The organism is [Leptolyngbya] sp. PCC 7376, assembly GCF_000316605.1.
GTDB lineage: Bacteria > Cyanobacteriota > Cyanobacteriia > Cyanobacteriales > MRBY01 > MRBY01.
In genome coordinates this window covers 4,868,880-4,881,847 of the sequence record NC_019683.1, presented here as the reverse complement: position 1 = coordinate 4,881,847, position 12,968 = coordinate 4,868,880, and the positions used below count along the sequence as shown (strand labels likewise).

General features: G+C 42.0%; 12 protein-coding genes and 1 riboswitch. Of the genes, 7 read left to right on the top strand and 5 right to left on the bottom strand.

Annotated features, from left to right (window positions below; all coding sequences use genetic code 11):
• Positions 1–65: 65 nt before the first annotated feature.
• The gene (locus LEPTO7376_RS21865) at positions 66–1,814 is read right to left on the bottom strand and encodes a hypothetical protein (RefSeq protein WP_015136191.1); all 1,749 of its coding nucleotides are present in this window, start codon (positions 1,812–1,814) and stop codon (positions 66–68) included.
• Between the two features lie 42 nt (positions 1,815–1,856).
• On the opposite strand from LEPTO7376_RS21865, the gene LEPTO7376_RS21860 reads away from it, so the two are divergent.
• Positions 1,857–2,747, top strand: coding sequence for a glycosyltransferase family 2 protein (locus LEPTO7376_RS21860; protein WP_015136190.1), 891 nt, complete (start codon positions 1,857–1,859; stop codon positions 2,745–2,747).
• A 10-nt stretch (positions 2,748–2,757) separates the two neighbouring features.
• Here LEPTO7376_RS21860 and LEPTO7376_RS21855 read toward each other — a convergent pair whose 3' ends face one another.
• A complete protein-coding gene (locus LEPTO7376_RS21855; RefSeq protein ID WP_015136189.1) occupies positions 2,758–3,633 on the bottom strand; it encodes a shikimate dehydrogenase in 876 nt (291 codons plus the stop codon).
• Between the two features lie 267 nt (positions 3,634–3,900).
• A riboswitch (cobalamin riboswitch) is annotated at positions 3,901–4,043 on the top strand.
• A 488-nt stretch (positions 4,044–4,531) separates the two neighbouring features.
• On the opposite strand from LEPTO7376_RS21855, the gene metE reads away from it, so the two are divergent.
• The 5 genes from metE to LEPTO7376_RS21830 all read left to right on the top strand — a co-directional run bounded on the left by metE (position 4,532) and on the right by LEPTO7376_RS21830 (position 10,052).
• Entirely contained in the window at positions 4,532–6,781 is a 2,250-nt protein-coding gene (gene metE, locus LEPTO7376_RS21850; RefSeq protein ID WP_015136188.1) for a 5-methyltetrahydropteroyltriglutamate--homocysteine S-methyltransferase, read from the top strand.
• Positions 6,765–7,202, top strand: coding sequence for a hypothetical protein (locus LEPTO7376_RS21845; RefSeq protein ID WP_015136187.1), 438 nt, complete (start codon positions 6,765–6,767; stop codon positions 7,200–7,202). Before metE ends, LEPTO7376_RS21845 begins: the two co-directional genes overlap by 17 nt.
• 259 nt (positions 7,203–7,461) lie before the next feature.
• Positions 7,462–9,111: a CTP synthase gene (locus LEPTO7376_RS21840; RefSeq protein WP_015136186.1), complete on the top strand. Its 1,650-nt coding sequence runs from the start codon at positions 7,462–7,464 to the stop codon at positions 9,109–9,111.
• Between the two features lie 33 nt (positions 9,112–9,144).
• Positions 9,145–9,459, top strand: coding sequence for a Dabb family protein (locus LEPTO7376_RS21835; RefSeq protein WP_015136185.1), 315 nt, complete (start codon positions 9,145–9,147; stop codon positions 9,457–9,459).
• Positions 9,460–9,494: 35 nt separating this feature from the next.
• Complete coding sequence (locus LEPTO7376_RS21830; protein ID WP_264308935.1) at positions 9,495–10,052, top strand: GNAT family N-acetyltransferase; 558 nt, start codon at positions 9,495–9,497, stop codon at positions 10,050–10,052.
• Positions 10,053–10,056: 4 nt separating this feature from the next.
• Here the strand turns inward: LEPTO7376_RS21830 and coaBC are convergent, their stop codons facing one another.
• Together coaBC and LEPTO7376_RS21820 are read right to left on the bottom strand one after the other, a co-directional pair.
• Positions 10,057–11,268, bottom strand: coding sequence for a bifunctional phosphopantothenoylcysteine decarboxylase/phosphopantothenate--cysteine ligase CoaBC (gene coaBC, locus LEPTO7376_RS21825; protein ID WP_015136183.1), 1,212 nt, complete (start codon positions 11,266–11,268; stop codon positions 10,057–10,059).
• Positions 11,269–11,481: a DUF2555 domain-containing protein gene (locus LEPTO7376_RS21820; protein ID WP_015136182.1), complete on the bottom strand. Its 213-nt coding sequence runs from the start codon at positions 11,479–11,481 to the stop codon at positions 11,269–11,271.
• Between the two features lie 164 nt (positions 11,482–11,645).
• Between LEPTO7376_RS21820 and LEPTO7376_RS21815 the strand changes: the two genes are divergently transcribed.
• Positions 11,646–11,891: a hypothetical protein gene (locus LEPTO7376_RS21815; RefSeq protein ID WP_015136181.1), complete on the top strand. Its 246-nt coding sequence runs from the start codon at positions 11,646–11,648 to the stop codon at positions 11,889–11,891.
• A 24-nt stretch (positions 11,892–11,915) separates the two neighbouring features.
• Here LEPTO7376_RS21815 and truB read toward each other — a convergent pair whose 3' ends face one another.
• Positions 11,916–12,848, bottom strand: coding sequence for a tRNA pseudouridine(55) synthase TruB (gene truB, locus LEPTO7376_RS21810; RefSeq protein WP_015136180.1), 933 nt, complete (start codon positions 12,846–12,848; stop codon positions 11,916–11,918).
• Positions 12,849–12,968: the final 120 nt, after the last annotated feature.

Genomic DNA, 12,968 nt, shown 5'->3' with positions numbered 1-12,968 from the left:
TAAAGACATGTAGTTAGGCTATATGTCTTTTTTATTGTCAATATGAAGATTGAAAAATCTCAAAACTAATCTTTCAATTCTGCTTGAAGAATACAGTGTGAATCAATTAAAGAAAGATCTTTGTCTGTGAAGACGGTGCATTCTTCTTGCAACTCTTGTAAGGCAATCGGTTGGGTTGATGATTTTAACGTGGCGATCGCCTGATTGGTTTCTGGTTGAAATTGATTAAGCCAATTATTATTTTCTAAGAAAGCAGCTGTAAATACTTGATTATTTACTATCCAATAGTCAACACTTGATTGCCGGATAAAAAACTGTAACTCATTTAATTTTGTGGTGAAGTGGGCAGCAATCATTTCTTTCGTTCTTTTTCGAAAGCGACTGTAATATCCTGTATGATATGGAATTCCATATTCTCTTCCAGCATAAATACTTCTCTTAGTAAAACTAGGTAAACTGTCATTCTCTCGGAGTAGTGAGAGATTCAAAGTCTCTTTTGGAGTATCTTGTAAAAACTCATAAAGACTACTGTGCTTGCCTATAGAATAGCCAGTGTAAGGAAAATCTTTATCAATTATTGGCTCAACTAAAATTATAAATGCAACGAGAATAACGATTGGTATAGCGATAAGTTTTTGTGATTTCTGAAGAGAAATAAATTTGAGTAATTCAAAGAATTTTTGAAGTAAAACAAAAACTACAATTCCTGATAAAAGACTAACGGAAAGACGAAAACTATGTAAAGTATAGCGGCTAGGTAAATATAATTTGAAAAGAATTATGTGAGCAAAGATGAATAGTGCACTTCCTGTAATGAATAATTGATTTATAATATAAATATTTTTGATATCTTGGACTAAGCTAAAAGTTTTTTTGAATCGAGTGATTATAGGAAAAAGAAAAAATATATAAGTTATTTGTGGCATTAGAATCGAAGAAATTCTTATGCCAGAACGACTACCATCAAATATATAAGTCCAAAAATCAGCTTGAAAAAACTCTGTTCTACCGTTCTCTTGAAATGCAGGTAATTCTTTTGCTTCTAAGTAAGTGACTATTGGACCAAATTCTGATGCATCCAAGGCATGAGGTAGTAATAAGAAAAAAGCAATTATCAAACCAATGATACTTAGCAACAAATCTGATTTATTTTGATTAATTCTAATTTTTTTGTCTTTAATAGCGAAGCATTGAAGAACTAAAATACCTGATGCAACAAGAACATAGCTAGGATAAAAAAAACCTAATAGAATGAGAGGTAAGTATGAAAAAAAGAAAGATTTTCTTACTACTCCCCAAAGAAAAAAAACAAAAATAGGAATCAGAAAAGCTCTTGCTGTAGAAGACGTTAAACCATCTTGTGTCCACAGATTTTGATTGAATATAGTAGTGGATATGAAACTTGCTGACGGTATAGCTAGTAGCTCGAAGGAAAAAAGAAATGCACCAAAACTCACTAAAATACTTAATAAGATAGGGATGAATATTGATGCTTGGATTGGGTCAAGTGAAAAAATGCTTAATAGCTTAAATAGAGAACTGAAACCTATCGGAGAAATATTTTGAAAATAGTCTGCGATTAAATCATCAGGGAACAATTCAGGATCTATGAATCTTGCCATCCAAAAAATATGTTGTCTCGCATCATCTTGAACGACATACTCTATCCCTTGAATTTTAGCAAGACCTAAGCAAGGGTATAGAACACCGCAAAAAATAGTCGCAAGAAGCCAATATAAACTACGTGGTTCATTCCAGTATTTTACTCTTGTGAACAAAAAAGATTCTAATCTTACTAATTGGTTTGAACTCATTTATACTTAAAAAATTGCAATTAAAAAACTGAAATAAAAATCATGGTAACTTTGCAGCCATTGATATCAACTCCTTCTCAAAATGGAGTCTCTATTGTGATTCCTGTTTATAATGAAGAGGGTGCGATCGCCGCAACAATTGAGCAAATAAAAGATATCTTATTAAATATCAAACAGCCCTATGAACTAATAATTGTTAATGATGGTTCTGTTGATAATACTGCGACTATTCTCAGAAAACAAGAGGGTATTTTATTATTAGAACATCCAGTGAATAAAGGGTATGGTGCCGCTTTGAAAACTGGTATTGTCCATGCGACCTATGATTTTATTGCAATTACTGATGCTGATGCGACTTACCCCAACGAAAGATTGCCAGATTTGATGCAGCTTTCTGAGCGGTTTGATATGGTTGTTGGGGCTCGTACTGGCGAAAATGTCACTTATTCAAATATTAGGAAAATTCCTAAATTCTTTTTGGTTGGATTTGCTCAATGGATTGCGAAACAAAAAATTCCTGACCTGAATAGTGGAATGCGTGTCTTTAAAAAAGATATTGCCCTAGAGTTTATCCATATTTTGCCAGATACTTTTAGCTTCACCACCACAATTACATTGGCAATGTTAACTAATAATTATATTGTGCATTATGAGCCAATTGATTATTTTCATCGGGTTGGAAATAGTAAAATTAAACCGATCCGAGATACTTTACGGTTTTTTAAACTGATTTTGAGAACAGGTATTTATTTTGCACCCATTCGTATTTTTGTCCCCATAGCAAGTCTTTTTTTTCTTGGTTTTTTAGTGTCCTTTGGTCTGGATTTATTTGTTCGTCAAGATCTGACCGAAGCGACTTTAATTCTATTTGTAGCCGCTACACAATTAGCTGTGTTTTCGCTTCTCGCTGACATGATTGATAAGCGACTTTAAAAATAAGATATTATGCTTTAGTTTTTTGAGCTAGATGTTCGAGTAGTGCTTGGCGCATTGTTGCTACTGGAACGGGTTGAGCTAGCCATTTCTCTAAGGCGATCGCCCCCTGTTGAACCAGCATTTCTAACCCATCAAAAATTGTTGCTCCCTGGTTTTGAGCAAGTTGTAGAAATTGAGTGGGTGAGGGCGTGTAAATTAAATCGTAGGCAATACTATCTGACGATAAGAGCTTCATCAACTCTGCACTTACAGGCGATGCGTCAATATTCGGGTGCATCCCGACTGGTGTGGAATTTACGAGGAATTTTGTTGTGGGAATTAAGCGATTTAGATCACCCCATAAATGCGTTTGTAATTTCTGTTCGAGAGGTGTACCTTGCCAACTTTTTGCGAAGGTTGTGAGTTTTTCAGGGTTGCGGCCAATCACATGAATCTGCGGGCAACCAAGCTGATGACAACCAACGACAACTGCTCTTGCCGCTCCACCATTTCCCAAGATTACTGGCGAAACGGTCGACCAATCTTTATCTAATGCTTTTAACGGTGCAATAAAACCCGCGACATCTGTATTCGTTCCCTGCCAACCTGTTTCTGTTTGCCAAACAGTATTCACTGCACCCACCATCTGCGCTTCTGGGGCGATCGCCTCTAGGTGCGCCATGATCGATTGTTTATGGGGAATCGTAATGCTAAATCCCTTCAGATCAATGGCTCGAAATCCATCGAGGGCTGTTTTTAGATTATTCGCAGAGATAGGAAACGCGAGGTAAACGTAATCTGTACCAAGTTCGGCGATCGCCGCATTGTGCATGAGAGGAGAGAAAGAATGTTTGACAGGGTCACCGATAACCCCCAGTAATTTTGTTGTACCGAAAATTTGCATCGATGATTTGCCTCTGCTCTACGGAGACATCATACAAAAAAATGCTTTCATTCAGAAATACTACAGATGATCTAATTGTTTTTTATCGAAAAAATAGACCAATTAAAATTTGATTGATTGCAATACAATACTGTTGAAATTATTCGATGAATTGAGTTTTTTGACTAGAGAACAAACAATATTTTTCGTCGTAAATAAATTCATTCATTTGAAAAGTGTTTTGTACTCGTTGAATTCGTTATTGATCATTTCCTTGCAAAAATATGTTACGATACCGCTCAACTCGGTTCTAACGAAGATCAGTCGTTAGAGGTAACGGGGAAAGTTTGGTGTAAATCCAGCGCTGTCCCGCAACTGTGAAAGGAGTTTTTTCCTCAGTCAGAATGCCCGCCGATGTCAATGTTCATGTTCCTAGTTACATCTGCGAGGCACAGATGATGATTCAAAGATTTTTTGGAAGGCGATCACTCGATCTCCTTTCCCCCTCTGCAATAACTACAATCCATACGATGGCATAGCCCGCACATTATTCTCTGGAAATGTGTGAAAAATTGAGATGCTTCAGGAGCAGATTTTGTGCATTATTCATTGTGATGATGGGCTGTTTCCTGTTTTTTTGAAGCTCATAGAAATAGCTCATTTTTTCCTCTGTTGCAGAAAAAAGTATTGTGGCCCCAATTCCAGTTGACTAATAGTGCTAAATATTGGGTTTTAGCCAATATCTTAGGGCGAATTTATTGTGGAATTTCTTATGATTTCTCATGCTTTTTTGAGAGAAATGTTTGCTGTGATTTTTTATTACTAAACACAAAATATCGATTGATTGAGTTGAAAATATGGACTTTGTTTATAAGTTATTTGACCTCGTAGATAGACCAAATTTTTAATTGAAAAAACCATGACAATTCAAACTGCATCATTAGGTTATGCCCGGATGGGTAAACGCCGCGAGGTAAAAAAGGCTTTGGAGTCTTTCTGGCGCGGCAAATTAAATGAAGCAACCCTCGTCCAAACACTACAAGACCTCGAAGCCAAGGATTGGCAAACCCAATTACAGGCAGGTATTGACCACATTGCGGTAGGTGATTTCACGTTTTACGATTTAGTGCTGGATTGGGCTGTCCGTTTGGGTTTAATTCCAGCGCGATTTGCGGAATTATCTGGGTTGACGCGCTATTTTGCCATGGCCCGTGGCGTTGATAATCGTCCAGCTTTGGAAATGACGAAATGGTTTGATTCTAACTACCATTATCTTGTGTCTGAAATTGATGCTGATGCCAAACCCCAAGGGGATTTTAGTGATTTTATTGCGACGGTTAAACGCGCCCAATCTAGCCTCGCAGCCCGGGCAACTCCCGTCATTTTAAGCCCTGTGACGTTACTCAGTTTAAGTCGCTGTAAGGCAGATTTTGACGGTTTGTTAGATGCATTATTGCCCCTCTATGTTGAGCTATTGACTGAGCTAAAGGGCTTGGCGATCGCCGAAGTACAGATCCATGAGCCAATTTTGGTGACGAGTCGTGCGCCCCAACTCCAAGCCGCTGTGGAAAAAACTTATGCTGCTTTAGCGAAAGTCGGTGTGCCGTTGCAATTGGTTACCTACTTTGATGATTTGGGCGACACCTATAACTGGGTCACCGCCTTACCAGTGGCAGGCATCAGTTTAGATTTCACCCGAGGCGACAATTTACAGTTATTGCAAACCCATGGTTTTCCTGCCGATAAGGTCTTGGGTGCTGGGGTTATTGATGGCCGTAATATTTGGCAATGTCAACCGGAAGACACCTTGCAGCGCTTAAAAGAGATTCAGGCGATCGCCACAACTGTGCGAGTCCAACCCTCTGCCTCTCTACAATTTGTTCCCCACGACGCCAAACTCGAAAAACAATTACCCCAACCCTTACATGGCGTCTTAAGTTTTGCCGAACAGAAATTAACCGAAATTGTGTTCCTCGCCCAAACCCTTAACGGTACGGACACCACGGCCCAACAACAGCAGATTCAACAGGCATGGCAAGCTTTTATTGATTTCAATCCTCCCAACCCTGCGGTTCATACAGCCCTAGAAGCCCTGCAACCCAAGAATTTTGAGCGGTCTTTGTCCTACAGCTCCCGCATTAGCCAACAAATTGCGTTGCCGCCTTTACCCACCACCACCATTGGTTCCTTCCCCCAAACCAAAGAAGTGCGACGGTTACGAGTGCAGTACAAAAAAGGTGAGCTGTCCCTCGCGGAGTACCAAGCTGCCATGGAAAAACAAATTGCAGATTGCATCAAGCTGCAAGAAGATATTGGCCTTGATGTCTTGGTCCATGGCGAATTTGAACGGACTGATATGGTGGAATACTTTGGGCGGCAGCTGTCTGGTTTTGCCTTTACCACCAATGGTTGGGTGCAAAGTTATGGCAGCCGTTGTGTGCGTCCCCCCATTATTTATGGTGATGTGTCCCGTTCCCAAGCGATGACTGTACGGGAATTTCAGTTTGCCCAATCCTTAACAGAAAAACCTGTGAAAGGGATGTTAACGGCACCCATTACGATCTTGAATTGGTCATTCCCCCGTGCAGATTTGTCCCGCAAGGAACAAGCATTTCAAATTGCGCTGGCATTACGGGAAGAAATTGCGGAGCTTGAAACTGCAGGTGCTCAAATTATTCAGGTGGATGAGCCTGCCCTACGGGAAGGTTTGCCGCTCAAGGTGCAACACTGGAATGATTATCTGGGTTGGGCTGTGGATGCTTTCCGTCTCGCAACGGCGATCGCTCAACCCCAGACCCAAATTCATACCCATATGTGTTATTGCGAATTTGGCGACATTATTCAAGACATTGAGCGCCTCGATGCAGATGTAATTTCCATCGAAAATAGCCGTAGTAATAATCGCACCCTTGGAGAAGTCACCAGCGCGGGTTATAGCCATCAAATTGGTAATGGGGTGTATGACATCCATAGTCCGGTGGTGCCCACCCAAGCGCAATTGGTAGAACAACTGAAAGCGGGTTTGGAAAAACTTCCGATCCAGCAAGTGTGGATTAATCCTGATTGTGGTCTGAAAACTCGTCGTTGGGAAGAAGTGGTGCCTGCTTTAAAAAATATGGTGGCTGCCACTCGTAAATTACGGGAGGAAATGGATGCGATCGCCAAATAGTTTACGCACTCATCAGTCCTATTGTTGGCAAAGTCATTTTATCCGCGAACATTTATTGCCTTTGGGTCATGCTGCTTGGCAAGGCTACCAAAACCAAGGACGAGGCTTAGTTTCTTGTCAGGTGGCGATCGCTACTGATACTTCCATTATTTGGCGAGAGGATCTCGTGAAATACACTATTAATTTTGTTGAGGCTCTGGCAATACCAGAACATTTACAGGCTTATCAAGTTGATGCGGGTAGCATGGCGAAAATTATCCAGTCTGTGCAAACTTATGATCCAAATACGGATTTCACCCTGCTACTTAAAGATGAAAGTAAGCCAGAGATTTATCTATTGCGAAAACTAAAAATTAGTCCACCTGATTGCTATCGACAAGTGCAGCAGCGTTGGTCAGAATTTTGTCTTGCAGCGTCCTAAAGTTCTTATTATTAGACGTTTTAATAATGAATTAGCATAAGGAGTATGGTTGTAATTTGTAAGCAATACTCCAATTTTTTTATTTTTAAAGTTGGCGATCGCTCCATCCATCACGACAAATCTGGTGTCCAACTTTGACATCAAACAGACTGAAATCTGCCCTATAAAAGTGTAACTAGTGAATTCGGTATATCTATCGAAAGGACTATGGCAGAATGGACAGGTTAAAGAAATTTTCAACAGGATTGGGTAGCTATTAATGTCTAAATTTATCTTTGTTACTGGTGGTGTAGTGTCCAGCATCGGCAAAGGAATCGTGGCAGCAAGTTTAGGGAGGCTCCTCAAATCACGGGATTATTCGGTGTCGATCCTCAAGCTCGATCCATATATTAATGTTGACCCCGGTACAATGAGCCCGTTTCAGCATGGCGAAGTTTTTGTAACCGAAGATGGCGCAGAGACAGACTTGGATCTTGGCCACTACGAACGATTTACTGATACGTCCATGTCGCGACTTAATAGTGTGACCACAGGTTCGATTTACCAAGCTGTTATTAATAAGGAACGTCGTGGTGATTATCAAGGAGGTACGGTTCAGGTGATTCCCCATATCACCAATGAAATTAAAGAGCGTATTTTTCGGGTGGCAGAAAATACAAATCCTGATTTTGTGATTACTGAGATTGGTGGCACTGTTGGTGACATTGAGTCGTTGCCATTTCTCGAAGCGATTCGCCAATTCCGCAAAGAAGCTGGTCGCGATAACGTTATATATATGCATGTAACGTTAATCCCTTGGATTCCGGCAGCAGGCGAAACGAAAACAAAACCCACTCAGCACTCGGTAAAAGAGTTACGGTCGATTGGTATTCAGCCGGATATTCTTGTTTGTCGCTGCGATCGCCCTTTGCCTGCGGGACAGCGGGAAAAAATTTCCGAATTCTGTAATGTGCCAGAGGAGCAGGTAATTACGTCTCAGGATGCCAGCAGTATTTATGAAGTGCCTCTAATGCTGGAACGAGAAGGTTTAGCTGAGCAAAGTTTAAAGCTGCTCAACATGGAAGCGCGACAGCCCAATTTAGAAAATTGGATCGGTTTGGTGGAGCGGATGAAACGCCCTACCCGCCATATGGATATTGCTATTGTGGGTAAATATGTGCAGCTTAATGATGCGTATTTATCTGTGGTTGAATCCCTCGGGCACGCGGCGATCGCCAATGATGCTGATATTAAATTGCATTGGATTAATGCCGAAGATTTAGAGAAAAATGGCGCAGAGCAATACTTGAAAGGAATGTCTGGCATCGTTGTGCCTGGTGGCTTTGGCTCCCGTGGTGTCGATGGAAAGGTTGCGGCGATCGCCTATGCCCGTGCCAATAATATTCCGTTTCTGGGACTTTGTTTAGGGATGCAATCTTCCGTCATTGAGTGGGCACGCAATGTGGCCAAACTTGAAGAAGCGAATAGCGCCGAATTCCAGCCCGAAGCAAAAAATCCTGTCATTAATATTTTGCCGGAGCAACGGGATGTTGTGGATCTTGGTGGCACAATGCGTTTAGGACTATATCCTTGTCGCCTCACGCCGGACACAAAAACGCATCAACTTTATGGCGAAGAAGTGGTTTATGAGCGCCATCGCCATCGCTACGAATTTAATAATGCCTACCGCAATCTTTTTCTTGAAAGCGGTTATCAAATTAGTGGTACATCCCCCGATGGCCGCCTTGTGGAAATTATTGAATATCCAAGCCATCCGTTTTTTATTGCGACTCAATTCCACCCCGAATTTCAGTCCCGCCCAAATCAGCCCCATCCCCTGTTTTTCGGGTTTATTAAAGCGGCGATGAAACATAATTCTCAACCTTTGACACCTGTGGTTATGGAAGAAATGACTGCAACTTTATCCTAAAAACTTTAAGCAAAAATCTAATCGCTAAACATAATGTCCCAACCCTTACATCACATCGTTTTATTCGAACTCTCAATGACCACCACTACTGTGGATACCCAAGCAATTATTGATGACGGCATCGAATTGCTTGGTCAAATTCCCGGTGTGCTGAGCGTTGACCTCGGTTTAAAAGCCCGTGAGGATCGCGAAGTTCATATCAAAAGTTATCAACTTGGCTTGTATGTAAAACTCCAAAGCGATGCTGATCTTGATGTTTATTCACCCCACCCGAATCATCAAGAATTTCTGGCTCGCCACAAAACAAAATGGACAAAAGTTCAAGTGGTCGATTTTGCTGGGAAATAGCTGCCAGCTTTCGGGTGGGAGATTAACTTTTTAACATGATGGATGTAGAAATACGCGAGGCAACAGATTCAGATTTACCTCAAATTTTAGAGTTGGCGATCGCCGCATTTGGTGAGACAGAAGGACCAGAAATTACGGAGCTGATTTCCGCTTTGCTCTCAGATCCCACTGCCCATCCTTTATTGTCGCTAGTTGCAGTAAAGGAGCAAATGGTTGTGGGACATATTTTGTTTACCAAAGCGCAATTGGAACCTGAGCCTTCAGAACCTATTTCGGCGTCGATTTTGGCACCTCTTGCTGTGCTTCCTCAATATCAAAAACAAGGCATTGGTGGTCAGCTTATTCAGACTGGGTTAGAAAAACTTAAAGCGATAGGGGTTCAACTTGTTTTTGTGCTTGGCCATCCCAGTTACTATCCAAGATCTGGATTTGCTCCCGCTGGAATACAGGGCTTTGAGGCAACTTACCCTATTGCACCTAAAAATGCAGAAGCGTGGATGGTACAAGTATTACAGCCAGATATTATTGGAAGAATTCAGGGTCGGGTTGTTTGCGCCGATACACTAAATAATCCCAAATACTGGGTCGAGTAACTGTCTAAAGCTGCTTAATAAAATCGAGGAGATGATGGGCGATCGCCAATTTTGGCGCCATGGGAATTGTCGCCTGCCTCCCTTCTTTATCGATAAACACAAGCTGATTTGTCTCACTCCCAAACCCTGAATCTGGTAAATCAATCGAGTTAGCGGCGATCGCATCCAGATTTTTGCGTTGGAGTTTGGCGAGAGCTGGAGCTGTAATTTCTCCAGTTTGTGCCGCGAAACCGATTAACTTTTGGTCTGCACGTTTTTTGTGACCAAGCTGCGCTGCAATATCGGGAATTGTTTCGAGTTCAATGCTTTCGGGTAAATCTGCTTTCGATAATTTGTTGTTATGTAGGATTTTTGAGCGGACATCACCCACCGCCGCGCACATGATAATCCAATCAAATTGGTCTGCCTGGTCTAATAGTGATCGCTCCATTTCCGCTGAGCTAACTACCGGAAACCGTTCCATTTCTGGCAAATCTTCAAGCAATCGAGCTTCGATTGGCGCGTGAACTAAAGTGATTTCTGCACCTCGATAGGCTGCTGCTTTGGCGATCGCCAGCCCCATTTTTCCTGAGGATGGATTGCCAATAAACCTCACCGCATCAATATGTTCGCGGGTTCCACCAGCACTAATCAATATTTTCGTATTACGTAAATCCTCTTGACCCCGACTATGGATCAGGGATTCTATCGCTTCAATAATTTCAGTGGGCTCTGACATCCGTCCTTTGCCACGGCGATCGCAAGCCAACAGACCACTATTCGGCGAAAGGATATGATATCGCTCGTCTTTCTGTAACTTGCGCCAATTTGATTGCACCGAAAGCTGTTGCCACATGTCGGTATTCATTGCCGGAACAGCCAGCACTGGACAATTTGACGCCAGAATAATATTTGTCAGCAATGTGTCTGCCAAGCCCAAGCTGACTTTCGCTAGGGTATTTGCCGTCAATGGAGCTAGCAAAATTAGATCAGACCACTCTCCTAGATCAATGTGAACCGGGCGAGGCTGATGGCTATCCCAAAAATCTTCATCTGTATAAGCCGCATGACGACTTAATGTTGCTACGGTAAGCGGTGTAATAAATCGCTGTGCCGAATCGGTTAGCACCACACGAACCTCCGCCCCTGCTTTAAAGAGGCGAGAGATTACTTCGCAGACTTTGTAGGCGGCAATACCACCGCTAATGCCAACGACAACTTTTTTATCCTTGAGCATTTATGATTCGTCGTATGCTTCGATATCGAGTAAATGCCAGTAGGGTTTGACTAAATCTTCTCGCTGAAAGGCGATCGCCCGCAATAGGTGCCAATCCTGTAGCGCTTCAAAGGGGCTCGCGTAATCATCTAGTTCGAGCCGAGTCGCTAAATTCGCCACATCAGCTTCACTCATGTGAGAAATTTCCTGAGGCGTTTTTGTTAAAACTGCCATAACAAGACCTCCCTGATACTTCACGCTACTAAGTTTGTACTTTCTTATATTACCCTGTTCACTTCCGTAGAAAATCAGCCGTCATTGAACTTATTGTGTTCTTGATTTACCCAAACTCTCAGCGTATCCTGATGGTGAAATAGTCGTAGCAGAGACCGCCTGTCGTGTTGATCGAACCCAGAGTGTTATGGGCTGCCCAGCAGATCTACTATAACTACGCGAATATTCATCCCGTTCGTGCTCAATATGTGACAGGTGTGGCGATAGATCGCGAAACTTGTAAAGGGTTTGTTAGTTTCCGACAGCAAGCCATCGTTTTGCCTCGGGAAGTTTTTATTCGCACTGACGCATTATTTTCCCACCAGCAAATGTCCCCAAGTCAGCAAATGTCGCCAGGATTCAATCTTTAAAGGCTGATAAAAATTCCTCAAAGCTTACTTACCAAACAACACAAGGCGTGGCGCAAGGACAATCTGATCTACTTCAGTCTTACTCGGTTTAAATTCCCCAACACCTAAAAAATCACTGGCCGAATCATAAATCCCTAATGGAGTTGCCTGGGGAATTGGCGGATCAACCCAAGGGATTTTTTGACCATAGCTCCAGGCAGTCACTTGAGATTCCGTTAAAACAAGTTGAGGTAAATGCTGTAATAACTGATTTGGTTTTTTGCATGCAAAGCTTTCTTCTTCTAATTGCTTTTCAATATCCTCAAAGCTAATGCTTTGCTCTAGGCTGAAACCACCACTTTGACTACGAATTAATCCCGCTAATGTTGCTTCTGTACCGACCGCAACACCTAAATCCCTGGCGATCGCCCGAATGTATGTCCCTTCGCCGCAATGTACCTCTAGATCCAGCTCTGGAAATTCTCCCTCTCGCCAACCTAAAATATTTAGCTCATAAATATCCACTTCACGACTGGGCACTTCCACCTCAATACCCTGTCTCGCTAAAGCATATAGAGGCTTACCATTCTTTTTGATCGCACTAAATGCTGGCGGAATTTGGGTGATTTTCCCCATGAAATTTGGGAGATATGCTTTTACTTCCGCCAAAGTCAGATCTGGACAAGACTTTGTGGCGATCGCCTCCCCTTCAAGATCATCTGTTGTGGTGCGTATTCCAAATCGAACAATTGCTCTGTACGCCTTTTGTTTTGGTAAATACTGCAATAATCTCGTCGCTTTACCCACCGCAACTGGCAAAACCCCTGTAGCCATTGGATCTAGAGTGCCACCATGGCCAATCTTTTTTAGTCTCAATAATCGTCTTAGTTTGCCGATGCAATCATGGGAGGTCCAACCCGCAGGCTTATTTAAATTGATAAAACCCCAACCCTCAAACTTCTGGCGATCGCCAACCATAAAACCCAAATTCCTTATAGACCAAGACGACTAAGCTACTTCAGTCTAAACCTTTCAATCCGTCTTTCCATACCGAAATCGAAACCCTAAACATTATCTCTTTTGCATGAGCCAAATGTT

What these genes read in the sequence shown, in the direction of transcription:
- LEPTO7376_RS21860 (WP_015136190.1), top strand. Translation starts at nt 1,857, where the DNA reads ATGGTAACTTTGCAGCCATTGATATCAACTCCTTCTCAAAATGGAGTC.
- LEPTO7376_RS21835 (WP_015136185.1), top strand. Translation starts at nt 9,145, where the DNA reads ATGTCCCAACCCTTACATCACATCGTTTTATTCGAACTCTCAATGACC.
- LEPTO7376_RS21845 (WP_015136187.1), top strand. Translation starts at nt 6,765, where the DNA reads ATGCGATCGCCAAATAGTTTACGCACTCATCAGTCCTATTGTTGGCAA.
- LEPTO7376_RS21820 (WP_015136182.1), bottom strand. Translation starts at nt 11,481, where the DNA reads ATGGCAGTTTTAACAAAAACGCCTCAGGAAATTTCTCACATGAGTGAA.
- LEPTO7376_RS21855 (WP_015136189.1), bottom strand. Translation starts at nt 3,633, where the DNA reads ATGCAAATTTTCGGTACAACAAAATTACTGGGGGTTATCGGTGACCCT.
- LEPTO7376_RS21830 (WP_264308935.1), top strand. Translation starts at nt 9,495, where the DNA reads ATGATGGATGTAGAAATACGCGAGGCAACAGATTCAGATTTACCTCAA.
- metE (WP_015136188.1), top strand. Translation starts at nt 4,532, where the DNA reads ATGACAATTCAAACTGCATCATTAGGTTATGCCCGGATGGGTAAACGC.
- truB (WP_015136180.1), bottom strand. Translation starts at nt 12,848, where the DNA reads ATGGTTGGCGATCGCCAGAAGTTTGAGGGTTGGGGTTTTATCAATTTA.
- LEPTO7376_RS21865 (WP_015136191.1), bottom strand. Translation starts at nt 1,814, where the DNA reads ATGAGTTCAAACCAATTAGTAAGATTAGAATCTTTTTTGTTCACAAGA.
- LEPTO7376_RS21840 (WP_015136186.1), top strand. Translation starts at nt 7,462, where the DNA reads ATGTCTAAATTTATCTTTGTTACTGGTGGTGTAGTGTCCAGCATCGGC.
- coaBC (WP_015136183.1), bottom strand. Translation starts at nt 11,268, where the DNA reads ATGCTCAAGGATAAAAAAGTTGTCGTTGGCATTAGCGGTGGTATTGCC.